This is a genomic window from Muricoccus pecuniae, from assembly GCF_014199205.1.
Lineage (GTDB): Bacteria > Pseudomonadota > Alphaproteobacteria > Acetobacterales > Acetobacteraceae > Roseomonas > Roseomonas pecuniae.
On the sequence record NZ_JACIJD010000001.1, the window covers coordinates 321,034 to 343,728 of the forward strand.

The window sequence follows — 22,695 nt, forward strand, 5'->3', positions numbered from 1 at the left end:
CGCATCGGACCCCGTGGCAGGCCAGCCCGCCCCCGGTAAGGCGGGGCCGGAGCCTCCCCGGATGCGTCCGCTCAGTCCCGCCCGAGCGATTCCAGCCAGCGGCGCTTGCCTCCGCCGGCCACATGCGCCTCTCCCAGGGAGCGCGCGCGGGCGGCATCGCCGGCCGCCACGGCCGCGATCATTTCCGCGTGCTCGGCATTGCTCTCGCGCATCCGCTCCGGGCGGGAGAGGGAGCGCTGGCGGGCGAGATGGCTTTCCTTCAGCAGGGAGCCGTAGAGCGTGGCGGCCCGGCGATGCCCGGCCAGCTCGTACAGGGCCTCGTGGAAGGCGAGATTCCGGGCGTAGTAGCCGGCCGCATCCCCCGCCGAGGCGGCCTCCCCCATCAGCGCCACCTGGTCCCGCAGCTCGCCGAGCGCGGGTGCCGGCAGCGCGCCCTCCGCCTGCCGCTCCGCGAGGCGGCCGAGGATGAAGCCCTGGAGCAGGGCCCGCATGTCGTAGAGCTCGGCCATCTCCTCCGGCTCGAGCCGGCGCACGCTCATCCCCTGGCCCGCCGGCCCGGCTGCCACCAGCCCGTCGCGCTCCAGCCCGCGCAGCGCCTCGCGCAGCGGCCCCCGGGAGAGGCCGAGCCGGGCGGCGAGGGCGACCTCGTTCAGCCGGCTGCCCGGCGCGAGCTCCCCGGAGAGGATCAGCCGCTCCAGCTCCGCCCGCGCGCGCTCCGACAGGGGGAGAGGTGGGGGCAGGGTGTCCATGCTGGGCAGGGCATCACGGCCGTGGTGTTGCTGTCAACAGGCTGTTGACAGGCTGGGCCGCGGGGTTCAGCCTGCGCCGCAGGAGGAACACGCCATGCTCGATGCCCCGACCCCAGCCCCGCAGGGCGGCGCGGATGCCGCCGCGGGCGGCGCGCTCTCCCGCTTCACCGTGCTCGACCTCACCCGCGTCCGCTCCGGCCCGACCTGCGTGCGCCAGCTCGCGGACTGGGGGGCGAAGGTGATCAAGATCGAGATGCCGGAGGGGCTGGACCAGGGCGACCCGATGGGCGGCCCGCGCGGCGGCCCGGACTTCCAGAACCTGCACCGCAACAAGCGCGGCCTGACGCTGAACCTGAAGTCGCCCGAGGGCGTGGCGATCCTCAAGAAGCTCGCCGCCGAGGCGGACGTGATCGTCGAGAACTTCCGCCCCGACGTGAAGGACCGGCTGGGCATCGGCTACGAGGACCTCGCGGCGGTGAACCCGCGCCTCGTCTACGCGTCCATCTCCGGCTTCGGGCAGGACGGGCCCTATGCCGGGCGCCCGGGCTTCGACCAGATCGCGCAGGGCATGGGCGGGCTGATGTCCATCACCGGCCTGCCGGGGCAGGGCCCCGTGCGCGTCGGCATCCCCATCGCCGATCTCTGCGCCGGTATCTTCGCGGCCCAGGGCATTCTCGTCGCGCTGCTGGAGCGCGAGGTGAGCGGCAAGGGGCAGTGGGTGCAGACCTCGCTGCTCCAGGCCCAGGCCTTCATGCTCGACTTCCAGGCCGCGCGCTGGCTCCAGGCCGGCGAGGTGCCGAAGCAGGCGGGCAACAACCACCCGACCTCTATCCCGACCGGCGTGTTCAAGACGCGGGACGGGCACATCAACATTGCCGCCACCGGCAACGCCATCTGGAAGCGCTTCGCCATCGCCGCCGGCGCGCCTGAATGGCTGGAGGACCCGCGCTTCAAGGACGCCGCCTCCCGCTCCGACAACCGCGACGCGCTGAACGCGGCGATCGACGCGAAGATCGCCGAGCGCACGAGCGAGGAGTGGGTCACGGCGCTGAACGAGGCGGGCGTGCCCGCCGGGCCGATCTACTCGATCGACCAGATGTTCGCGGACCCGCAGGTGAAGCATCTCGGCATCGCCGCCGAGTTCGACGATGGCGGGAAGGCGCAGACCTATGTCGCGCAGCCCATCACGCTGTCCCGCACCCCCAGCCGCATCGCCAGCCACCCGCCCGCCATCGGCGAGCACTCGGAGGAGGTGCTGCGCGAGGCCGGCTATTCCGAGGACGAGATCGCGGGCTTCAAGTCCCGCCAGGTGATCTAGGACACAGCAGAATTATGCCCGACGCGCTTCCCCCGCCGAACCCGGACCTCGGCACCGACAAGATGCTCTCCCGCAAGGAGGGCGGCGTCGGCTGGATGATCTTCAACAACCCCGAGCGCCACAACGCCGTCTCCATGGAGATGTGGATCGCGGCGGAGCGCATCCTGGAGGATTTCAGGGCCGATCCGGAGGTGCGCGTCGTCGTCGTCACCGGCGCGGGCGGCAAGGCCTTCGTCTCGGGCGCCGATATCTCGAAGTTCGAGAGCGAGCGCGGCTCGAAGGAGGCGGTGGACGCCTACCAGGCGCAGACCGCCAAGGTGTACGAGGCGCTGTCCGACTTCCCCAAGCCGACCATCGCCGCCATCCGCGGCCACTGCATCGGCGGCGGCTCGGCGCTCGCCGTGTGCTGCGACCTGCGGCTCTGCACGGAGAAGTCCTCCTTCGGCATCCCCGCGGCGAAGCTCGGCCTGGGCTACCCGCTGGCGGGCATCCGCCGGCTCGTCCACCTCGTCGGCCCCTCCTTCGCGAAGGAGATGTTCTTCACGGCCAAGCGCTTCTCGGCCGAGGACGCGCGCATCATGGGGCTGGTGAACCGCGTGGTGGCGGATGACGCGCTGGACGCCACGGTGCAGGACTACGCCACCACCATCGCCGGCAACGCGCCGCTCACCGTCGGCTCGGTGAAGACCATCGTGGCCGAGGCGCTGAAGGCGCAGCCGGACGAGGCGCTGTGCAACCGCCTCGTGCTGCAGTGCTTCGGCAGCGAGGACTACATTGAGGGCCGCCGCGCCTTCATGGAGAAGCGTCCGCCGCAGTTCCGCGGGCGCTAGCCCGCGCCGGGCAGCAGGGCGCTGGCCCGCCCCGGCCTGCAGGCCGCCGATACCGCGTTGAACCGGCCCTCCCGAGAGACCCGCGACAGACGGGCCCGGGAGGTGCCGCAAGAGAGGAAGGTCCGATGATGCACCGCCGCGCCCTGCTGGGCGCCGGGCTGGGCGCCTGTGCGCTCCCCATCCCGGCGATCGCCCAGGATCCCTGGCCGAACAAGCCCATCCGCATCGTCGTCGGCTTCGCGGCCGGCGGCGCCACCGATATCAGCACGCGGGTGATGCAGCCGAAGCTGACCGCCCTGCTCGGCCAGCCCGTGGTGATCGACAACCGGCCCGGCGCGGGCGGGAACCTCGCGACCGAGATCGTGGTGCGCTCCCCACCCGACGGCAGCACCTTCCTGATGGGCACGATCGGCGCCCTCGCCATCAATCCCAGCCTCTATGCCAGCCTGCCCTTCGACCCGCAGGCCGACCTCACCCCCGTGGCCATGTCGGGCAACGTGCTGAACGTGCTGGTCGTGCCGGCGGACCGCCCCTGGCGGAGCGTGGCGGAGCTGATCGCGGCGGCGAAGAAGTCGCCGGAGACGATCACCTACGGCTCCTCCGGCGTCGGCGGGGCCGGGCACCTGGCGGGCGCGCTGCTGGACGGGATGGCGGGGGTGAAGACCGTCCACGTCCCCTATCGCGGCGGCGGGCCGCTGATGACGGACCTCATCGGCGGGAAGATCGACTACGCCTTCTCCACCGCGCCCACGGCGATGCCGCAGGTGCAGTCGGGCCGCCTCCGCCTGCTGGCCGTGCCCACCCTCAGGCGCGTCCGCAGCATGCCCGACACGCCCGCCGTGGCCGAGACCCTGCCGGGTTACGAGGTGCAGAACTGGTACGCCCTGGTCGGGCCGAAGGGCCTGCCGCTGGAGATCGTGGCGCGCATGAACGCCGTCATGCGGGAGGCGCTGGCGGACCCCACCATCTCCGCCTCGCTGGAAGGGCAGGGGGTGGAGCCTCTGCCCTCCTCGCCCGAGGAACTCGCCCGCTTCATCCGGGAGGAGACGGCGAAGTGGGCGCCCATCGTCCGCTCCTCCGGGGCGAAGGTGGAGTAGGCGGATGGATCTCGGCATGCGGGGCCGCCGCGCCCTGGTGATCGGCGGCTCCTCCGGGATCGGGCTCTCCACGGCGGCGCTGCTGCTGCGGGAGGGCGCGGCGGTGACCATCGCCGCCCGCGACGCGGCGCGGCTGGAGGAGGCGGCGGAGACCCTTCGCGGGGAGACGGGCGCGGCGCCGGACACGACCGTCTGCGACCAGTCCGACCCCGCCTCCCTCGCCGCCCTCGTCTCCCGGCTGGGGGAGGCGCCGCTGCACGCCCTCGTCCTCGCGGCCGGTGGCAGCCGGCGCAGCGCCTTCGAGAACCTGACCGACGGGGCCTGGCTGGAGAATTATGAGTTCAACATCCTCGGCACCGTGCGCGCCGCCCGCGCGCTGCTGCCCGCGCTGCGCCGGGCGGGGGATGCGCGGGTGGTGCTGCTCGGCGCCGTCTCGGCGCGGCAGCCGACGTCGCATCAGGTCGTCTCCAACGTCCACAAGGCCGGGGTGCTCGCCCTGGCCAAGACGCTCTCGCTGGAATGGGCGCCGGACGGGATCGGGGTGAACAGCGTTCTGCCCGGCCGGGCCCTCACGCCCCTCTGGCGCGACCGTGCCGCGGCCATGGCGCGGGACGAGGGAATCGCGGAGGCCGATGTGCTGGCCCGCGTGGCCGCGGACATCCCGATGGGCCGGCTCGGGAGTGCGGAAGAGGTGGCGGCGATGGTCGCCTTTCTCGCCTCGCCCGTCGCCGCCTATGTCACGGGGCAGGCCGTGGCCGTGGACGGGGGGCTGCAACGCGGGGTCTAGCAGCGGTCTCTCGTTAGAGTTCTGGGCAGGGCTGGAACGATAGCGTTCAACAGTGCCGAGCCAGTTCCCTAACCCTGTGAAGGGCCGGCCGCTAGGCGGTCCGTAGCACGAGGGACGAGTACCTGCGGCCTTGATCGTGTCAGAATCGATAGGATTGTTGGTAATCCCCTTCTGCTGTATGTATCAAGTTTTTGGGGGCGGGCATTGGAACGGTTCGATCCTTACTTCTTCATGCTGGAAAATGAAGGGGAGCGAACATGGAGTAACTGCGCCGCCGCTGTCGAGCATCGTACGCCCGACTTCGATGTTGCACATTACCAACTTGCGAGAGGGAAGACGTTCGACTCTCCGGAAAACGCTTATCTGGATTGGCTGAACGTAGGCCGCCGCTTGGGGCTGGAATATGCGGCGGGTCGGAACACATGTCTCAAAATCGTCCTCAAAGCAAAAGACGAGCCTGAACTCTTTCCGCAATGGTTTAAGCACCATTCCGCCATCGTGGGCGAGAACAACATAATCATCCTGGATTGTGGATCCGAAGATCCTGAGTACATTGAAATGCTCGATGGGGTCAGGAGCAGGGCACTGGTACTGAGTTATCCCCATTATTACGACCGCATACATTCTCCGAATTCGAATGTGGAATTCTTCCGACTTATCGAAGCGAATTGCAAGTACGCCACCATCCTTGATGCCGATGAATTTCTGATAATGTACGAGGGTGCTTGCCTATCGACAGGACGAATTGCGAGCTTTCTGCAAAGTTGCGAGGACGATGTGCATGCCGGAACGTGGCTGTTCAACCAGGAGCCTCCGTCGAGCACACAGGAGTCGCGCATCGATTGGAGCGTTCCGATATCATTTGACGTGGGGCAGGGTGCATTAAGGGTTGGTTTGAATTCGGGCAAGTCGATCGTCCGGTCCGATAAGCTTTTCTATGTCAAACATCTCGGGCACAATACGGCCAGGAACGCGCTCGGCCTCATGACCGATCAATCGGTAGGTGCATTTTTCATCCTGCATCTGAAGTCGCTGAACCCAGAACTTCGTAGGCGGCGACTGGCTCAGCACCTGATCACGAGAGGGGTTTTGTCATCTGGGTGCAACAGGCATGCCGACGTACAGAAAATACTGGAGGAGAAGATTCAGGAAGGACGACTGAAAGGAGCTGAGTTATTTTATTCAAAGCTGTATCTCGCGGTGAGAGATTCGCCTGCCAAGCCGGGCGGGAGGGGTTGCTTGCTTAACCTTGAGGCTTTGTCCGGAAGTGTGTGTTCTACGGCCTTCCATGATGCGATCGCTGGATTCGATTTTTCCGCCTACTTGGCAACCATGAAAAGGCGGGCCGCGGAACAGTTATGACCTTTCGCCAATCTTTCGATGGTTACGGGTGGTGAACGGAAAACCTTGGACGAAGATCGCGGATATGTCATATCTTCGGTCCGGTGAGGGTCGAGAGGGAAAGATGGAACTGGAAGCCGTTCACAACGATAAATTCAGTGTCGAGGCAGCGGAGACGCAACTACAGAAGCTGCTGACGTCCTGGTTGCTCGCTACATCGGGGCAAAGCTTCTCGAACTCCCGGGCAGACATCGCCGCGATCGAGGAGGCGCGACGGAAAGCGTTGTCCATGTTGAATGTCACCTTCGATCGTATGGAGAGTTCGGCTCGATACCGCCGAGAGTGCCTGCTGAAATATGCGGGCGTTAATTTTGTGTCTATCGGAGAGGATTGCTTCTCAAGAACGGTGCTGACGCGATGGGGCTTGAAGCCCAGCGCCAAGTTCGGCGAACGATCCATGCCCTTCGATCTCTCCGTGCATCAGATATCGTCTCTTGCCAATCTTCTGGAACAGGATTTCCGGGGTTACACAGACCCGGCGAACCTCACATATCTTGAGGAGAAGAATTTTTGTTCCAATGTTCTTTACAAGGTGGGCTTCAACCACGAGGTCGGTCGGGAGTTCGCTGAAAACAACTTCGAACGCCTACGTGAGGTATATGACAGACGGCTGAGGAATTTCCGTGAGTTGCTGGCTCACGAAGATAGGAAGTGCTTCGTGCTCCACGTCATGCAGCCCCGGCATGCAAATTGGAGTGCTGTTCGCCGAATTTGGGAATGGCTGCGTGCGAATTCTAAAGGTTCCGTCATTATGGTTTGCCTCTGTACGTGGCAATATGGGCAAGAAATAACCATGGCCAAGCGGGAACCAGTTTCGGTGGAAGGGATTTCCTTGGTGGATGTGAATTATCCACTCCCCCAGTACGTGTGGCACAAGCATGTGGTCAAGAATGAGGCTGAGGGTTTCGAGAGAAGCGTTATCGACGATCTTCGTATTGTCGTGGATGGTTGGCTGGCGGGATTGCAGAAAGAAGACAAGCAGGTCGCATACAGTCGTGTTCTGTCCTCAGACGCTGTGAGTTGAGATATCAGCAGAGGATCTGGAACGTTCAAATCCTTCTTCCAACGGTATGTAGGGGTTAACAACAGCCCAACAGTAAGCGGGACAGCAGGACCTTGCCTGCTGTCCAGTAGGTGTCGAATTCGGATATCGCCGCAGATGGCGATCCTAGACCCGCGCGCTGAGGGCGATGGTGGTGAGCTGCGTGAGGTCCGGGCCCGTGGTCCGCACCCCGCCCACCGCGCCCGCGCCGAGGAGCGCCACCAACTCGGCGGCCGGGCGGAGCTGCGCTCCCGTTCCGCTCGCCTGCTTCGTGCCCACGGCCGCGCCGATGAGATCCGTAAGATCGACCCCGCGGGCGCTGCCCGGCACAGCGCCCGTGGCGCGATAGGCACCCACTGCCTCCGCCAGCGCCGTCGGGGAGAGGGATGAGGTGGCCGGGCGAAGCGCGGTGGAGAGGGCGGGGGCCGAGGAGGCGCGGTAGATCGCGGCGTCCTGCACCACCCGGTCGAAGCCGCTCACGCCCAACCCGGCGCTGCGCAGCGCGGCCATGGCGTTGACGGAGCGCGTGCCGGTGGCGCGGGCGGTGATCTCGGTCGCCGGGCTGTCGGTGACGACGCCGCTGCCCGCCTCCGTCCGCCGCGCCACCACCAGCAGGTCCTGCGCGCTCCCCTCCGGCCCGGCCTGGAAGAGGAGGGAGGCGAATTCCGCGCCGCTGAACTCCGTGCGGCCCGTCACCTCCTCCCCGTTCAGCATCAGGCGCCCGCCCGCCGTGCCGGAGGGGTCGTCCCGCATCGCCACGCGGTAGCGCATGCCGCTGTCATAGAGCTGTCCTCCCGTGTCGAAGAGCGTGGCGAGGGAGAGGAGGTCGCCGGCCGCTGCCGTGAAGTCCCCCGCGGCGGCGAGGGTCGGGGCCGTGCGGCTGCCCATCGGCGCGTAAACCGAGGCGTCCCGCGCCAGGCGCGCGAAGGCGTCCTCCGCCGGGGCGTCGCGCAGGGCGGGGAGGGCGTTGAGGGAGCGCTCCCCGGTGCTCCGGGCCGTGACCTGGAGGGCGGGGCTGTCGATCCGCATGCCCGAGGCATCCGTCCGCCGCGCCACCACCACAAGGTCCTGCGCGCTCCCCGCCGCCCCCGCCACGAACTGGAGGGAGCGGTATTCGGCGGGGGTGAAGTCGATGCGGCGGGTCACGTCCTCCCCGTCCAGCAGCAGCCTCGCGCCCGATGCCGTGTCTTCCTGCCGCAGCGCGACGCGATAGGAGGTGGCCTCCGCCGCGGCGCTGTAGGGCGAGGTGAAGAGGGCTTGGAGCGCGAAGCGGTCCCCCGCCGCCGCGGTAAAGTTCCCCACGGTGGCGAGGCCGGGCGCGGTCTGCCCCTTCAGCGGGGCATAGAGCACGGCCTGGGAGGCGACCCGCATAAAATCCGCATCGGCCGCCGAGGGATCGACCGGGGTGCGCAGCGCCTCCGCGGTGTTGAGGGAGCGGGTTCCCGTCACCTCGGCGCGCAGCAGGGCGGGCGGGCTGTCGGTGATGGCGGTGAGCTTGCCCCCCACCTCCGTGCCGGCCCGCGCCACCACCATGATGTCCTGCGCCCCGCCCTGCGGCCCCGCCACGTATTGCAGCCCGAGGAACTCGGCCGGGGTGAAGTCGGTGCGCGCGGTCACGTCCTCCCCGTTCAGGACGAGCCGGCCGCCCGAGGGGCCGCGGGGGTCGTCGCGCAATGCGACGCGCATCATCGCCGCCTCCGTCTTGCCGGAGAGCGGGAAGAGGTCCCGCAGGGAGAGGCTGTCCCCCGCCTTCACCGTGAGGTCGCCCGCGCCCGAGAGGGTAGGGGCCGTGCGGCTGCCCATGGGGGCGAAGACCGCCGCGTCCCGCGCCAGGCGGAGATAGCCGGCATCCGCCGCGGCCGGGTCGAGCTCGCCGCGCAGGGCAGGGGCGGCATTGGCCGAGCGCAGGCCCGTGGCCTCGGCGGTGATGATGGTGGCGGGGCTGTCCACGATGCCGGTCCAACTGCCGTCGCTGCCCTTCGTCCCGGCGCGCGCCACCACCACCAGATCCTGCGAGCTCCCCTCCGGCCCCGCGACGAATTGGAGGTTGATGAACTCCTCCGGGGTGAAGTCGATCCGGTGGGTCGCGTCCTCGCCGTTCAGCAGCAGCTTGCCGCCGGTCCCGTCCCCGGGATCCCGCAGGGCCACGCGCATGAGCGCGGCCGGGGGCTTGCTCCCCGCGCTGAAGAGGTCGTGCAGCGCGACCTTGTCCCCGGCCTTCAGCGTGATGTTGCCGGCGGTGGTGAGGGTGGGGGCCTGGCGGCTGCCGAAGGCGGCGAAGACGGCGGCGTCCTGGACGAGGTCGATCGCGTCCGCATCGGCGTCGCCCATCCCGGGCGCGGTGCGGAGCGCATGTGACGCATCGAGCGAGCGGGTGCCGGTCACGAGGGCCGTGACCTGCACGGGCTCGCTGTCCGAGATGCCGGTCCACTTGCCGTCCGCGCCCTTCGTCCCCTTGCGCGCCACGGCCACGATGTCCTGCACGCTGCCCTCCGCCCCGGCGACGAATTGCAGCTCGTTGAAGTCCATCGGCTCGAAATCGGTCGTCCCCGTGACATCGGCGCCGCGCAGGATCAGCCGCCCCGCGCCGTCGCCGCGGATGGCGACGCGCACGAGGTCGGCGCTGGGCGAGCCGAACAACTCGCGCACGGAGAAGGCGTCCCCCGCCCGCGCCGTGAAGCCGCCGACCGGGAGCGGCACGCGGATATCGACGATATCGGCGGTGGCGGAGGAGGGCGGCGCCTTGGTGGAGGCCGGGGCGGCGTAGCCGCTGGGCAGGCTGGTATAGAGTGGGGCAGGGCTGCCACTGATGGCGCCGGTCACGGTCGGGTCTCCACGATCCCTTCCGACGCTAGCGGCCGATTCTTATCGGTGCGTTAAGATTACCCTACCCGCAGCAGCGTCGGGCCGTGCCGGCGCAGCCAGTCCTGCGCCGCCTCCCGGTGCGGCGTCAGCCGCGCGACATGGGCCCAGAAGCGGTCGGAGTGGTTCAGCTCGCGCAGATGCGCGACCTCATGCGCCACGACGTAGTCGAGCACCCAGTCCGGCGCCATGACCAGCCGCCAGGAGAAGGCGAGCGTGCCGTCCGGCGCGCAGCTTCCCCAGCGCGAGCGCGTGTCCTTCAGCGAGATGCGCCGGATCTTCACCCCGAGCGCCGCGGCGTGGCCCGCGGCCAGCACGGCGATGCGCCGCTTCGCCTCGGCCTTCAGGAAGTCGCCGACGCGGCGGGCGAGGAAGGCCTTGTCCCCGGCCACCACGATCTCCCCGTTCCACAGGATGGCGGGGCCGCGCGCGGTGGGGTCGTGGCGGATAGGATGCGGCACGCCGCCCAGCGGAACCCGCTCCCCCTCGGCGAGGGGAACGGGAGGGGCGAGGCTCGCCAGCCGCTCCTTCACCCAGGTCGCATGGGCCGTCAGCAGGGACATGCCGGCGCGGCGGCCGGAACGGGGCGGCAGGGTCACCACCACCTCCCCCGCGCGGGGGTCGATCCGGAGCGAGACCCGCCGTGCCCGGGCCGAGCGGTTCCAGCGCACCGGGGTCGGCGTCGGCAGGGCCAGCGGGTGGGCGCGGAGGGGAACGCTCTCGGTCTCGTTATGTTCCATGGACCGGAGAATGGACCCTCGGCGGGGTCCGGTTCAACGGCTTGACAGAGGGGCAGCAGAGGCCGTGGCCGGCGCCATGCCGGGGGCACGCATTTACAACCGCCTGACGGGCCGCCCTCACCGGATCCCGCCGCGCGGTCAGCCCGGATGCGCCTTGAACTCGATCTCCACGAAGGAGAAGGGCACCGTGCCGGCATTGACCACGTTGTGCTCCACCCCGGGCGGGCGGGTGTAGGAGACGCCGGCGGCGATGCGCGCCTCCCGCACCGCGCCGCCCGGCTCCTCCAGCAGCATCACCCCGTCCGTCACGGGCACGACGAGATAGGCCCAGCCATGGCGGTGCCAGCCCGTCTCGGCACCGGGCGGGAAGTCCCAGCGGGTGACGCGGGCGGTGTCGTCGTCGGATTGGAGGGTGGCGACGGCGGGGATGCGGCAGCGCAGCGGCTCGGACACGGGGCGGATCTTCCTGGTGGGTCCGCGCAGGATCGGCCGGGGCGGTCGGGCCCGTCCAGGGGGTCAGCCCGTGCGGCGGGCGCGCGGCGCGCGGCCCCGGGGCCAGCGGCCGGGCCAGGCGACCACATGGTCCTCCAGCGGCCCGGCCTCGCGCTCGGAGATGGCGCGGCCCCGCACGGAGATGCCGGCGCGGTGGACGCTCTCGGGATCCCCGGAGACGAGGGGGTGCCAGTCCGGGAGATCCTGCCCGTGGGCGAGGAGGTGATAGGCGCAGGTGGGCGGCAGCCAGTCCAGCGCGGGCAGCATCTTCGCCTTCAACTGCACGCAGTCCGGCACATGGGTGCGCCGGTTTGCGTAGTCCCGGCAGCCGCCGCCCGCGGTGTCCAGCATGCGGCAGGCGACATTGGTGAAGTGGATTTCCTCCGTATCCTCGTCGCGGATCTTGTGCAGGCAGCAGCGGCCGCAGCCATCGCAGAGGGATTCCCACTCGGCCTTCGTCATGGCCTGGAGGGACTTCCGCTTCCAGAAAGGGCCAGGGGAGTTGGGCTCATTGGACACGGCGCCTCTTTACACCCCCGGCACCCCCAACTGGAAGCTTGACCTGCCCCGCGACTCCGCGTGAATCGGCCCATGCCGCTGGACCTGAGCATCCCCGAGCGCACGGCCTCCACCTGCCGCGCAGCCATGCGCTTCTGCGCCCGCAACCGCTGGGCGCCCCTGGCCGAGATGCCCATCCCCTGCGGGCGGCGGCTGGACATCATGGCCCTGACGCCGGAGGGCTGCCTCTACGCCATCGAGGTGAAGTCCGGCCCGCGCGACTTCCTCTCCGACCACAAGTGGGAGGAGTACCGGGGCTGGTGCGACCGGCTCTACTTCGCCGTGGACATCGACTTCCCGCAGGAACTCATCCCCGAGGAAATCGGGCTGATCGTCAGCGACGGCTTCGACGCCGTGATGGTGCGCGACACCGAGCACCGGGCGCTGGCGGGCGCGCGCCGCAAGTCGCTGATGCACCGCTACGCCGTGCTGGCCGCCGGCCGGCTGGCGGCGGCGCTCGACCCCGTGGGCGCGCAGGAGATGCGCGCCGCGCTGCTCTGCGAATAGGGGCGGGCATCACCGTCCCGCGCGCTTGTTGCGCCCGCCGGAACCCTTGACCGGACCGGTCGTTCCTCTCCGCGCCCCCCTTCGGAGAAGACACGCCATGCAACGCCGCACCCTTCCGCTCGCCCTCGCGGGCGCCGCCCTGATCCCCGCCATGGCCCGCGCCCAGCAGGGCATCGACATGCGCGCCCCCGGCCCCGGCGCCACCCCCTCCGCCGCGACCCCGCCCGCCAACCTCGCGGGCCAGCCCCCCGAGCGCTTGGCCATGATGACGCATGAGGCCGGGCACTTCTCCCTCGTCACCGCGCGCCTCGGCATGGAGAAGGCGACCAACCCCGACCTGAAGCGCTTCGCCAATTTCGAGGTGCGGGAGCAGGAGGGCGTCGCCCAGGCCATGAAGCTGGCTGGCCACAACTTCCCTGATCCCAGCTTCACCGGCGAGAAGGCGCAGGTGATGAACCGCCTGAACGCGGCCAATGGCGAGGCCTTCGACCGCATGTTCATCCAGGTGCAGGAGCAGGGCCACCAGGAGCTGCTGAACCTGACCACGGCCATCGCCGAGAGCGCCAATGCGCCCGTGCCGGACAAGATCACGGCCCTGCTGGCCAGCGACCGCATCCGCGAGCACCTGATCGACCTCGGGATGCTCCAGGGCCGCCGCTGAGGCGCCGTCGCTGAGGGCGGGCGGCGCCTGGTAGCGCCGTCCTGCGCGGCGGCGCTGGCCGCCCGGAGCCTCCGGCGGTCCTAGCCGCCCAGCCCGCCCACGGTCGCGGCACCTTCCGGCAGCAACTCGGCCAGCCGGACGGTGCCGCCCCATTCCTGCACGAGGATGCCGCCCGCCACCTCCTCGATCCGGTGGTCGGCGCCCTTGACCAGCACGTCGGGCCGGATCGCCTCGATCAGCGAGACGGGCGTTTCCTCGTCGAAGATCGTGACGAGATCGACGGAGGGCAGGCTGGCCAGCACGGCCGCCCGCGCCGCCTCGTTCTGCACGGGCCGGGTGGGCCCCTTGAGCTGCCGCACCGCGCCATCGGCCTGCACGCCCACGATCAGGCGGTCGCACCAGCGCCGCGCCTGCTCCAGCAGGTGGATATGGCCGGGATGCAGCAGGTCGAAGGGTCCGTCGGTGAAGCCGATCCGCCAGCCCCGCCGGCGCCAGCGCTCGGCCTGCTCGGCCACGCGCATGCGGGAGACGATCTTGCGGAGCGCGCCGTGCTGCCCGCCCAGCGCCTCCAGCATGTCGGTGTCGCGCGCGACCGCCGTGCCCATCTTGCCCACCACGAGCCCGGCCGCGATGTTCGAGAGCCGCGCGGCGACCGGCAGGGGCAGGCCGGCGGCGAGGCCCGCGGCCACCACCGCCACCACCGTGTCCCCCGCGCCCGAGATGTCGATCACCTCCGCCGCCTCGGCGGGGAATTGATAGAGCGCGTCGCCCTCCAGCAGGGTCATGCCGTCCCGCCCGCGGGTGACGAGCACGGCGCCGAGCCGATGGCGGTCGCGCAGCGCGCGCGCCGCGGCGAGCAGCCCCGCCTCGGTATCCACCGGCATCTCCGTGGCCCGGCGAAGCTCGGCGCGGTTCGGCACGATGAGGTCGGCCCCGGCATAGGGGGAGAAGTCGTCGCCCTTGGGGTCCACCACCACGCGCCGCCCGGCGGCATGGGCGGCGGCGATCAGCTTCTCCGGCACCTCGCCGGCGAGCACGCCTTTCCGGAAGTCCGACAGCACCATCACCTTCGTCGCGGCGACCGTGTCCTGCGCGATGCGCACGAGCCGGTCGGCGAGGCGGGGATGGATCGGCTGCGCCACCTCCTGGTCCGCGCGCAGCAGCTGCTGGCCGGAGGCGATGAAGCGGGTTTTGGTGGTGGTGGTGCGCCCGCCCTGGACGAGGAGCCAGGGCTCGACCCCCGGCTGCCCGCCGATGAGGCCGGTGAGGTCCGACCCCGCTTGGTCGTCCCCCACCACGGAGAGGAAGGCGACGGAGGTGCCGAGGGCGGTGAGGTTTCGCACCACGTTCCCCGCCCCGCCGGGCATGGCCACCTCCCGCTCCACCGAGATCACGGGCACGGGCGCCTCGGGCGAGATGCGGGTGACGTGGCCGTAGACGGTGCGGTCGAGCATGGCGTCGCCGACCACGAGGACGGAGGCGCGGCGGAGGGAGCGCACGGCCTCGGCGAGGTCGGCGGCGGCCATGGACGGAACAGGGGTGTCGGGCGCGGGGCCGGTCATCCCCACGGGCGTAGCCCGCCGCCGGGGCGGGTGGCAACGGGGCGTCGCGCGGTGACGAAGCATTAACCCAAGGCGGCGCAGATTCACGTTGCGATGATAGCCCTCACGCATCCGGCCCAGGACGGGCCCCCGCCCATGGCGGCGCTGCTCTTCCGCCCCGGCCCCAACCTCGCGCCGGAAGCCCACCGCATCGCCCGCGCCCTGCTGGAGGATGCCGCCCGCAACCGCGGCGGCCGTGTCTCCTCCACCGCGGACGGCACCTGGCGGCTGGTCGCCGCGCCACCGGCGCTGGATATGGCCCGCCGCGCCCTCTCGGCCGTGCTCAACGGCCGCGACGCCGCCCTGGTGACGGAGGCCCTAGCCGTTCCGCCCGCGCCGATTGAGACGGGGACCGGTCTGGAGGCGATCCTCTCCGCCCGTCCGGTCATCGGCCTCCTGGAATTCCGGCCGATCCTCGGCTTCGGCCCGGGCGGCGTGCCGCGCCCGGCCGGGCTGCGCGTGCTGCCCTCGGCCAGCGCCATCGCCTCGGCGCTCGGTCCGGCCTGGGCGGGCGAGCCCTGGAAGTCGCATGCCTGGGGGCTGGTCGCCCGGCGCGCGCCCGGCCTCGTCCCCGACACTGAGGGGGGGCTGCACCTGGATCTCCCGCCCGAGGCGCTGGGCGAGGGGGCGCCCGGCTTCCTTCCCGTCTTGCCCCCGCGCGCCCTGGCCTGCCCGCCGCCCGTTCCCTTCGCCGTGGACGGGCCGGGCGCGGCGGCACTCGCGCTCATCGATCCCGCGCGCCTTCCCGGCGCGGTGCTCCACCTCGCCCATGATCCCGCCCTGCACGCCCTTCCCGGGGAGTTCTGGCGGCAGCTGGGCCCGGGCCGCGTGGTGCTGGAAGGGGTGGCGGACGCCGCCGCGGCGGAATGGGGGCTGGCGCAGGGCATCGCGCGCTTCTCCGGTCCCTGGGCGGACAGGCTGCTGGCCGTGCTGCGGCGGAGGAGCGGGTGAGGACCGCCCAGGCCGCCCCGGCGCTGCGCGCCCTCTCGCCCGAGCCGCCGCGCATGGGCAGCCATCTCTCCGCGGCCGACCCGCCGCCCCTGACCGGGCCGGACGGGGGCGCGGCGGACCTCGCCGCGCTGGTGCGGCGCTGCCTCGCCTCCGGCTCCGTGCGGGACGTGCTCTGGCTGCGCCTGTCGCGCCTGCCCAAGGGGCTGGACCGCCCCCATCACCGCCGCCTGCTCCGGGAGGCGCTCGCTCTGCCGCAGCACGCCCGCCGCGCCCGGGTCTTCCACCTGCCGGACGGCGACATGGCCGTGGCCACCGCCCCGCCGGACACGCTGCGCCCCGCCGTGCTGCGCGCGCTCGAGGGAGCGGTGGAGGAGGAAGCGATCGGGCAGGTGGTCCGCGCGCTCAGGCTGCCCGACCAATCGGGGGCGCTGCTGGCGGGGCTGGAGGAGAGCCTCGGCCTCGCGCCGCGCGAGGGGGCGGCCCCGCCCAGCCTTCCGCCGCTGGAGGCCGGGGCGCTCGCGGCCGTGCTGCCCACGCTCACGCGCGCGGACCCCGCCCCCTATCTCCGCCGCCAGCCGATCCTCCGCCTTGCGCCCGAGGGGGATTCGGGGGTGGTGGCCCATTCGATCGCCCCCCTGCCGCGCGCCCTGCGGGACCGCCTGCTGCCGGAATGGGGGCTGGAGGATGCGCCGGCCCTGGCCGCCCATCTGCGCCTCTCGCTGGAAACCCGGATGCTGGCGGGCATCGCGCGGCCGGAATGGCTCGCCTCGCCGAGGCCGCTGCACCTCTCGCTCTCGGTGGCCGCCCTCACCTCCGAAGCCTTCCTCGGGCTGGACGGGCGGCTGCCCGGGGCGGTGCGGCCGATGCTCACCCTCGGCGTGGCCGCGGCGGACATCCTCTCCGATCCCGCCGGCTTCGCCCTGGGGCGGGACCTTGCCCTCTGCCGTGGCTACGGGCTGGCGCTGGAGGCCCCGAACGGCGCGGCCCTGGCCCTGCTCCCGCCCTCCCGGCTCGGGGTGGGAACGGTGCGCCTGGCCTGGGGGGATGGGCTTCCTTCCGATCCCGGCCCGGCGGCGGCGCTGGCCGGCGAGGGGGTGGAGGTGGTGCTGACCGGGGCGGACCGCACGGCCGCCATCGCCTGGGGATGGGAGAACGGCATCACCCTTTTCCAGGGCCGGGCGACGGACCGCCACCTCCGCTCCTGACCGGGGCCATCCCTGGCGGAACCGGGCGGGGCACCCAACCTCCTTGGGCATGCGCCGCGCCCCCGATCCCGCCGCTCCCGCCATCCTGGCCGAGGGGCTGACGAAGCGCTACGGCGACACCCTGGCCGTCGATTCCCTCTCCTTCACCCTGCCGCGGGGCGAGACCTTCGGGCTGCTCGGCGGCAACGGGGCGGGGAAGAGCACGACCATCGCCATGCTGCTCGGCCTGCTCATCCCGAGCGCGGGGAGCGCGCGCGTCCTCGGCCACGACATGGCGCGGGACCGTTTCGCGGCCCTGGCCCGGGCGAACTTCTCCTCCCCCTACATCGCCCTGCCGCACCGGCTGAGCGTGCGGGAGAACCTGGCGGTCTACGGCCATCTCTACGGCGTGGCGGGCCTGGGCGAGCGCATCGCGGAGCTGTCGGAGCAGCTCTCCCTCACCGATCTGCTGGACCGGCCGGCGGGGGAGCTCTCGGCCGGGCAGAAGACGCGGGTGGCGCTGGCGAAGTCCCTCATCAACCGCCCCGACGTGCTGCTGCTGGACGAGCCCACGGCGAGCCTCGACCCCGACACCGCGGATTTCGTGCGCTCCTGGCTCGAGCGCTACCGGGAGAGGAGCGGCTGCGCCATCCTGCTGGCCTCGCACAACATGGCGGAGGTGGAGCGGCTCTGCGGCCATGTGCTGATGCTCAAGCGGGGGCGGCTGGTGGACAGCGGCTCCCCGGCCGACCTCCTCGCCCGCTACGGGCGGGACGACCTGGAGGAGGTCTTCCTCGACATCGCCCGGGACCGGCGGGCGGGGTAGGGGCGGCCGCTCGCGCCCTTGGCAGGGGCGGGCGGGGGCGGTGCGTGCTAAGGCTCCGCGCCATGAAGGTGAACACCCGTCCCGGCCCGACGCGCCGGCTCTTCCTGACGCTCGGCGCCGCCCTCCCGTTCCCGGCCCTGGCCCAGTCGGCGCCGGCGGAGGTGGTGGAGCGCTTCCACGCCGCGCTGATCGAGCTGATGCGCAACGCCCGCTCGCTCGGCACGCGCGGGCGGTTCGAGCGGCTGCGCCCGGCGATGGAGGCCGCCTTCGACCTGCCGGCCATGACGCGGATCGCGGTCGGCCCGCCCTGGTCGCGCATGGGGCGGGAGGAGCAGGCGGCCCTTGTCCAGGCCTTCTCCGACTGGTCGGTCGCGACCTATGCCAACCGCTTCAACGGCTATTCCGGCGAGAGCTTCACCACTTCGGGCGAGACGACGCTCCAGAGCGGCGACCGCCTCGTGCGGACCTCACTGAACCGTGTGAGCGACGCGCCGGTGCAGCTCAACTACCTCCTGCGCGGCGGTCCGGGCGGGTGGCGGATCGTGGATGTCTATCTTACCGGCACGATCAGCGAGCTGGCCTCGCGCCGGTCGGAATTTGCCGGCGTGCTCCAGTCCGGCGGGGCGGAGCGGCTGGCGGCGGAGCTGCGGCGGCGGACGGCCGACCTTCTCGGGGGATAGGGCGCGCTACCGGGCGGCGCCGGGATCGTCCAGCACGTTGAGGCCGCCGCCGGGGTCCTCCAGCACGTCGATGCGATCTCCAGCATCGCCCGTGCGGCCGAGTTCGGCGTCGCGGCGCTGCTGCCACACGCTGCGCAGCCGCGCGTAGAAGTCGAGCGAGCCGCTGCGGAGCGCGTCCAGCCCCTCAATGTTCTGCTCGCGCAGGTCCACGCCGGCCACCGCCGTGCGGGCGATGTTCGCCTCGAAGGGCAGGAGCCAGCTGATCGGGTTCAGGAAGCCGTCGCTCACCATGCCAACTGTGTCGCGGGTGTTAGAGGGGCCGGCGAGGGGCAGCATGAGGTAGGGGCCGGACTCCACGCCCCAGGAATGCAGCGTCTGCCCGAAATCGCCGGTGCGGCGGGCGATGCCGAAATCGGTGGCCACGTCGTAGAGCCCGCCGATCCCGACGGTGGAGTTGAAGAAGAAGCGCATCGTCGTGTGGCCGGCATCGAGCAGCCGGCCCTGGAGGATGTTGTTCGCGAAGATGCGCGGCTCCGACAGGTTGTCGAGGAAGGAGCGGACGCGGTTCCGCGCGTATTCCGGCACCACCTCGCGATAGCCGAGGGCGACGGGGCGCAGCACCGCATCGTCCACCGCCAGGTTCGCGTCGAGCACCTGCCGGTTCACCGGCTCCAGCGGATCCCCCGGCGTGGCCGCCTCTCCCTCCGCCCCCCGCGTGGCGCAGGCGCCGAGGGAGAGGATGAGGGGGAGGATCAGGAGGCGGAGGCGCATGGGGCGACCATAGCCGCCGCCCCGCCCGGGCACAGCCGCCCCGCGCGCACGTGACCGTGAAGCGCCCGTGAGGCCTATGCGCCGGCCGCGTCCTCCGGCGAGGTGGCGAGGAGGGCGGGGCGGAAGAGGAGCGTCACCACCAGCTCCCATCCGAGCGAGATCATCAGCAGCCGCCCCATGCTGGCCGTGCCGGGATGGCTGGAGAGCCAGAGCGCGCCGAAGGCGGTGGCCGTGGTCAGCGCGCTGAACACCACCGCGCGGGTGAGGCTCGATTGCAGGAGGTCGTGCTCCCCCGCCCGCCAGGCGACGACGAAGTAGATGTTGAAGGCCACGCCGATGCCGAAGAGCAGGGGCAGGGCGATGATGTTGGCGAAGTTCAGCGGCAGGTCGAGGGCCGCGCAGGTGGCCAGCGTCAGCAGCCCGCTCAGCAGCACGGGCATCATGGCCAGCACCACGTCCCGCACCCGGCGCAGCACGAGGGCGAGCAGCAGGGTCACGGCCAGGGCCGAGAGAATGCCGGCCTGGATGAAGGCCTCCACCACGCTGTCCCCCGCCGCCTGGATGGAGATCGGCACGCCGACCGCCTCGGGCACCACGGCCTGCACGGCAGCGGAGAAGCGGCGGAGGTTGGCGTTGTCGTTCGGATCGCCGGTGGGGAAGGCCTCCAGCCGCACGCGGCCGTCCCGCGCCGTCCAGTCCGCGGCGAGTTCGGCCGGCAGCTCCGCACGCGTCACCGGCCCGGCGGAGAGAACGGCACGGATCTGGCGGAGCAAGGTGGCGAGCGGGTCCGTCACCGCCTCCGCCGCCGCGGCGCGGCGGTCCGGCGAGGCGGCGGCCAGCCCCTCCAGGGCGCCGGCCAGGCGCCGCGCGGCCGTGGCGGGCTCGTCCCCCGCGCCGGAAGCTGCCCGCCGCAGCGCGGCGGCGGTGGCGCCCAGCCGCTGCACGAGCTCCGCATCCTCGGGCGGGGGGAGGGGCTGCACCCCCTCCAGCGCGGGGAGGAGCAGCATCGCGGCGTCCGCCACCAGCGCCAGCTTCTCCTCCTGCTGGCCGGGCACGAAGCTGTCGAGCGTGACCGTGCGGGACACCTCCGGCAGGGCTTCCAGCCGCCGGGCCAGCACGTCCGCCCTCTCCGGGGAGGGAAGGAGAGCGCTGATCGTGTTCGGCGTGCGGTCCGGGTCGGCCATGAGGTCCGCTATGGCCCGCATGGATTCCACCTCCGGGCTGCGGAGGTGCAGCGGGTTGAAGTCGAAGCGCACGAAGGGTAGCAGGGCGGCCGAGCCCGCCGCGGCGAGGGCCGCGATCCACAGCACGGCGCGGCGGTGGCGGTGCAGCGCGTGCTCGACCGGGGCGAGGGCGGGGTAGCCGAACTCCGCCCGCCCCCCCGCGGGCGGGCGCATCAGCACGAGCAGCGCGGGCAGCAGGGTGACGCCGAGCAGCAGGGCGACGACGATGCCGAGGCCGGCGATCAGGCCGAGCTCGGCGACGCCGACATAGCTCGTCGGCAGGAAGGCGAAGAACCCCGCCGCGATCGCCGCCGCGGCGAGCGCGAGGGAGCGCCCCACGCCCCGCCCGGCGGCGGCCAGCGCGTCCCGGATGTCCGGGTGACGCCCCTGCTCGGCGAGGCAGCGGACGGAGAGCTGGATGCTGAAGTCGATCCCCAGCCCGACGAAGAGCGGGATGAAGGCGACGGAGATGAGGTTGAACCGACCGGCCGCCAGCAGCCCCAGCCCGGCCGTCACCACCAGCCCGAGCAGGGTGGTGATGAGGATGGCGGCCACGAAGCGCGCGGAGCGCACGGCGAGCCAGAGGATGCCGAGGAGGGCCAGCAGCATCGCGCCCGTCACCAGCTCCGCGTCCTGGGCGAGGCTGGCGAATTCCTCGTCGGCCAGCGGCACGGGGCCGGTCAGGCGGAGCGTCACGCCATGGGCGGGATCGAGGCCCAGGGACCGCGCTGTCTCGCGGATCGCCTCGCTGCCCGCGGCGCCGGGCTGGAGGGCGCTGTAGTCCATCACGGGCTGGACGAGCACGAAGCGCCGCATCTCCCGCGGCCCCGGCTGCCCGCCGCCGATGAGGGCGCGCCAGGAGAAGAAGGCGGGGCGCCCGGCGAGCACCGCCTCGAAGGCGTCGGAGAGGGCGCCCGCGGCGGGGGCGATGTCGCGCAGGGAGGCATCGCCGCGCGCCACCCCCTCCAGCACGGTGGAGATGACGCCCAGCACGCCCCGCAGGCTCGGGTCGGCGGCCAGCGGCCCGAGGAAGGGCTGGGCGCGGACGAGCGCCTCGGTCGTCTCCTGCACCGTGCCGAGCGGGAGGAGGAGCAGGCCGTTGCGGTCGAAGAAGGGGCCACCATCGGGGCGGCGAACGCTGCGGAAGGCGCCCCGCCTCTCCGCCAGCCCGGCCGCGAGGCGCGCGGCGGCGGATTCGGCGATCTCGGCCGTCGCGCCGTCGATCACCGCGACGATTAGGTCCTCCTGCTGGGGGAAGGCGGCGTCATAGGCGATCTCGCGCTTGCGCCATTCGAGATCCGTCGAGATCAGCTCGGCCGTGTCCGTCGTCATGGCGAAGTGGCGCGCGGTGTAGAGGAGCGCGGCGAGGGAGAGAGCGAGGCCGAGGAGCAGGACCACCCAGGGGCGGGCGGCGCTGAAGGCGACGACGCGGCCGATGGGGGAGGTCTGGGTGGCCACGTCGGCGCCTCGCGGTCAGGGGTCGGCCGGCAGCGGGGCCGGCATGCCGGAGCGGATACACGCTCCCCGGCCCCGAGGCCACGCCGCGGGGTTCAGGCGGCGCCGAGCTGCGGCAGAACCACCTCCCGCGCGCGGCGGACATCCTCCTCGAAGTCGATCTCGATCCAGGGCAGGGCGGTGATGTCCACCGCGCGGAAGCGGTCGGGCCCGGCGAGGATGAGGTCGCGGATCGCCTCCTCGTATTCCAGTTCCCGCCGGCCCGCGGCGACGAGGGCGGCGGCGCGCTCCGCCAGGGCGGCCGCCGTCCCGGCGGAGAAGCGGAAGAAGCCCACGGATTCCCCGTGGCTGTCATGCGCGTGCTCCGGCTTCTTGCGGAAATCGACGATGGTGCCGTCGCGGAAGCAGATCTTCACGGGCTCGTCGCCGGGCTCGATGTCGCGGTCGAGCAGAAGGATATTCTCGCCCTCCGCCTCGACCAGCGCGCCGATCATGCGGGGATCGTAGAGCACGTCGCCGTCCATCAGCAGCACCGGCCCGCCCGCGCGCAGCGCCCTCTCCTGCACGGAGAGGGAGACGAGGCTGCCCTCGCGGAAGTCCGGGTTCCCGACGAAGTGCACCTGCCCGGACCGGCCGAGCCGCTCGACCTCCGCCTCGATCAGCGCCCGCTCGAAGCCGACCGTGATGCTGACGGACCGGATGCCGTGCTGCTCCAGCGCGTCGAGATGCCGGGCGAGAAGGGTGCGGCCGCCGAATTCGAGCAGGATCTTGGGGCGGTCATGCGCCCCGCCGAGGCGCCGGCCCACCCCCGCGGCGAGAATGATCGCGGAAGGGACGGAAGGGGAAACGGTCAACCAGAATATCCCGCGCGGCTCTTCAAGGCGCGTGAAGGTAAAGTTACTATGCCGGCCCTGCAAGGGCAGCCATCCTGGCCTGTCTTACACTCCGCCTTTTGCAACG

The 22,695-nt window shown here is 71.5% G+C and carries 21 protein-coding genes; 12 read left to right on the plus strand and 9 right to left on the minus strand.

The features are described from left to right. Positions 1-71: 71 nt before the first annotated feature. A complete protein-coding gene (locus FHS87_RS01440) occupies positions 72-749 on the minus strand; it encodes a GntR family transcriptional regulator (RefSeq protein ID WP_184513047.1) in 678 nt (225 codons plus the stop codon). A 94-nt stretch (positions 750-843) separates the two neighbouring features. On the opposite strand from FHS87_RS01440, the gene FHS87_RS01445 reads away from it, so the two are divergent. From FHS87_RS01445 to FHS87_RS01470, 6 genes are all read left to right on the plus strand, one after another. Next, the gene (locus FHS87_RS01445) at positions 844-2,067 is read left to right on the plus strand and encodes a CaiB/BaiF CoA transferase family protein (protein ID WP_184513049.1); all 1,224 of its coding nucleotides are present in this window, start codon (positions 844-846) and stop codon (positions 2,065-2,067) included. 14 nt (positions 2,068-2,081) lie between these two features. Beyond that, positions 2,082-2,897 carry an enoyl-CoA hydratase gene (locus FHS87_RS01450; protein WP_184513051.1) on the plus strand — a complete coding sequence of 272 codons (816 nt, stop codon included), beginning with the start codon at positions 2,082-2,084 and terminating at the stop codon, positions 2,895-2,897. Between the two features lie 125 nt (positions 2,898-3,022). Then, complete coding sequence (locus tag FHS87_RS01455; RefSeq protein ID WP_184513053.1) at positions 3,023-3,994, plus strand: Bug family tripartite tricarboxylate transporter substrate binding protein; 972 nt, start codon at positions 3,023-3,025, stop codon at positions 3,992-3,994. A 16-nt stretch (positions 3,995-4,010) separates the two neighbouring features. Further along, a complete protein-coding gene (locus FHS87_RS01460; protein WP_246417720.1) occupies positions 4,011-4,781 on the plus strand; it encodes an SDR family oxidoreductase in 771 nt (256 codons plus the stop codon). A gap of 204 nt (positions 4,782-4,985) precedes the next feature. Continuing rightward, a complete protein-coding gene (locus tag FHS87_RS01465; RefSeq protein WP_184513057.1) occupies positions 4,986-6,143 on the plus strand; it encodes a glycosyltransferase family protein in 1,158 nt (385 codons plus the stop codon). Positions 6,144-6,246: 103 nt separating this feature from the next. After that, positions 6,247-7,206: a DUF1796 family putative cysteine peptidase gene (locus tag FHS87_RS01470; RefSeq protein ID WP_184513059.1), complete on the plus strand. Its 960-nt coding sequence runs from the start codon at positions 6,247-6,249 to the stop codon at positions 7,204-7,206. A gap of 144 nt (positions 7,207-7,350) precedes the next feature. Here the strand turns inward: FHS87_RS01470 and FHS87_RS01475 are convergent, their stop codons facing one another. From FHS87_RS01475 to FHS87_RS01490, 4 genes are all read right to left on the minus strand, one after another. Then, positions 7,351-10,047, minus strand: a complete 2,697-nt coding sequence (locus FHS87_RS01475; RefSeq protein WP_184513061.1) for a hypothetical protein — start codon at positions 10,045-10,047, stop codon at positions 7,351-7,353. Between the two features lie 59 nt (positions 10,048-10,106). Then, positions 10,107-10,826, minus strand: a complete 720-nt coding sequence (locus FHS87_RS01480) for a M48 family metallopeptidase (RefSeq protein ID WP_184513063.1) — start codon at positions 10,824-10,826, stop codon at positions 10,107-10,109. Positions 10,827-10,964: 138 nt separating this feature from the next. Beyond that, entirely contained in the window at positions 10,965-11,279 is a 315-nt protein-coding gene (locus tag FHS87_RS01485; protein WP_184513065.1) for a cupin domain-containing protein, read from the minus strand. 63 nt (positions 11,280-11,342) lie between these two features. Then, positions 11,343-11,780 carry a YcgN family cysteine cluster protein gene (locus FHS87_RS01490; RefSeq protein WP_221299355.1) on the minus strand — a complete coding sequence of 146 codons (438 nt, stop codon included), beginning with the start codon at positions 11,778-11,780 and terminating at the stop codon, positions 11,343-11,345. Between the two features lie 129 nt (positions 11,781-11,909). On the opposite strand from FHS87_RS01490, the gene FHS87_RS01495 reads away from it, so the two are divergent. Both FHS87_RS01495 and FHS87_RS01500 read left to right on the plus strand, forming a co-directional pair. Next, positions 11,910-12,383 (plus strand): MmcB family DNA repair protein, encoded by a 474-nt coding sequence (locus tag FHS87_RS01495; protein WP_184513069.1) that lies wholly within the window; start codon positions 11,910-11,912, stop codon positions 12,381-12,383. A 97-nt stretch (positions 12,384-12,480) separates the two neighbouring features. Then, a complete protein-coding gene (locus FHS87_RS01500) occupies positions 12,481-13,044 on the plus strand; it encodes a DUF4142 domain-containing protein (RefSeq protein WP_184513071.1) in 564 nt (187 codons plus the stop codon). Positions 13,045-13,124: 80 nt separating this feature from the next. On the opposite strand, the gene FHS87_RS01505 is transcribed toward FHS87_RS01500, so the two are convergent. Beyond that, the gene (locus FHS87_RS01505; RefSeq protein ID WP_184513073.1) at positions 13,125-14,606 is read right to left on the minus strand and encodes a bifunctional heptose 7-phosphate kinase/heptose 1-phosphate adenyltransferase; all 1,482 of its coding nucleotides are present in this window, start codon (positions 14,604-14,606) and stop codon (positions 13,125-13,127) included. Positions 14,607-14,741: 135 nt separating this feature from the next. Between FHS87_RS01505 and FHS87_RS01510 the strand changes: the two genes are divergently transcribed. From FHS87_RS01510 to FHS87_RS01525, 4 genes are all read left to right on the plus strand, one after another. Next, positions 14,742-15,596, plus strand: a complete 855-nt coding sequence (locus FHS87_RS01510; RefSeq protein WP_184513076.1) for a hypothetical protein — start codon at positions 14,742-14,744, stop codon at positions 15,594-15,596. Then, complete coding sequence (locus tag FHS87_RS01515) at positions 15,593-16,801, plus strand: serine/threonine-protein kinase (RefSeq protein ID WP_184513078.1); 1,209 nt, start codon at positions 15,593-15,595, stop codon at positions 16,799-16,801. Before FHS87_RS01510 ends, FHS87_RS01515 begins: the two co-directional genes overlap by 4 nt. Positions 16,802-16,850: 49 nt before the next feature. Further along, on the plus strand, positions 16,851-17,606 hold the full coding sequence (locus FHS87_RS01520) for an ABC transporter ATP-binding protein (protein ID WP_184513080.1): 756 nt from the start codon (positions 16,851-16,853) through the stop codon (positions 17,604-17,606). Between the two features lie 62 nt (positions 17,607-17,668). After that, a complete protein-coding gene (locus FHS87_RS01525) occupies positions 17,669-18,286 on the plus strand; it encodes an ABC transporter substrate-binding protein (RefSeq protein WP_184513082.1) in 618 nt (205 codons plus the stop codon). Positions 18,287-18,292: 6 nt separating this feature from the next. Here the strand turns inward: FHS87_RS01525 and FHS87_RS01530 are convergent, their stop codons facing one another. The 3 genes from FHS87_RS01530 to FHS87_RS01540 all read right to left on the minus strand — a co-directional run bounded on the left by FHS87_RS01530 (position 18,293) and on the right by FHS87_RS01540 (position 22,589). After that, a complete protein-coding gene (locus tag FHS87_RS01530; protein ID WP_184513084.1) occupies positions 18,293-19,057 on the minus strand; it encodes an MlaA family lipoprotein in 765 nt (254 codons plus the stop codon). Positions 19,058-19,131: 74 nt separating this feature from the next. Next, positions 19,132-21,738: an MMPL family transporter gene (locus FHS87_RS01535; RefSeq protein ID WP_184513086.1), complete on the minus strand. Its 2,607-nt coding sequence runs from the start codon at positions 21,736-21,738 to the stop codon at positions 19,132-19,134. 92 nt (positions 21,739-21,830) lie between these two features. After that, on the minus strand, positions 21,831-22,589 hold the full coding sequence (locus FHS87_RS01540) for a phosphocholine cytidylyltransferase family protein (RefSeq protein ID WP_184513088.1): 759 nt from the start codon (positions 22,587-22,589) through the stop codon (positions 21,831-21,833). Between the last annotated feature and the right edge of the window lie 106 nt (positions 22,590-22,695).

Bases quoted from the DNA above. Each gene is read 5' to 3' on its own strand.
- FHS87_RS01440 (WP_184513047.1), bottom strand. From the start codon at position 749: ATGGACACCCTGCCCCCACCTCTCCCCCTGTCGGAGCGCGCGCGGGCG.
- FHS87_RS01445 (WP_184513049.1), top strand. From the start codon at position 844: ATGCTCGATGCCCCGACCCCAGCCCCGCAGGGCGGCGCGGATGCCGCC.
- FHS87_RS01450 (WP_184513051.1), top strand. From the start codon at position 2,082: ATGCCCGACGCGCTTCCCCCGCCGAACCCGGACCTCGGCACCGACAAG.
- FHS87_RS01455 (WP_184513053.1), top strand. From the start codon at position 3,023: ATGATGCACCGCCGCGCCCTGCTGGGCGCCGGGCTGGGCGCCTGTGCG.
- FHS87_RS01460 (WP_246417720.1), top strand. From the start codon at position 4,011: ATGCGGGGCCGCCGCGCCCTGGTGATCGGCGGCTCCTCCGGGATCGGG.
- FHS87_RS01470 (WP_184513059.1), top strand. From the start codon at position 6,247: ATGGAACTGGAAGCCGTTCACAACGATAAATTCAGTGTCGAGGCAGCG.
- FHS87_RS01480 (WP_184513063.1), bottom strand. From the start codon at position 10,826: ATGGAACATAACGAGACCGAGAGCGTTCCCCTCCGCGCCCACCCGCTG.
- FHS87_RS01490 (WP_221299355.1), bottom strand. From the start codon at position 11,780: ATGACGAAGGCCGAGTGGGAATCCCTCTGCGATGGCTGCGGCCGCTGC.
- FHS87_RS01495 (WP_184513069.1), top strand. From the start codon at position 11,910: ATGCCGCTGGACCTGAGCATCCCCGAGCGCACGGCCTCCACCTGCCGC.
- FHS87_RS01500 (WP_184513071.1), top strand. From the start codon at position 12,481: ATGCAACGCCGCACCCTTCCGCTCGCCCTCGCGGGCGCCGCCCTGATC.
- FHS87_RS01505 (WP_184513073.1), bottom strand. From the start codon at position 14,606: ATGACCGGCCCCGCGCCCGACACCCCTGTTCCGTCCATGGCCGCCGCC.
- FHS87_RS01510 (WP_184513076.1), top strand. From the start codon at position 14,742: ATGGCGGCGCTGCTCTTCCGCCCCGGCCCCAACCTCGCGCCGGAAGCC.
- FHS87_RS01520 (WP_184513080.1), top strand. From the start codon at position 16,851: ATGCGCCGCGCCCCCGATCCCGCCGCTCCCGCCATCCTGGCCGAGGGG.
- FHS87_RS01525 (WP_184513082.1), top strand. From the start codon at position 17,669: ATGAAGGTGAACACCCGTCCCGGCCCGACGCGCCGGCTCTTCCTGACG.
- FHS87_RS01530 (WP_184513084.1), bottom strand. From the start codon at position 19,057: ATGCGCCTCCGCCTCCTGATCCTCCCCCTCATCCTCTCCCTCGGCGCC.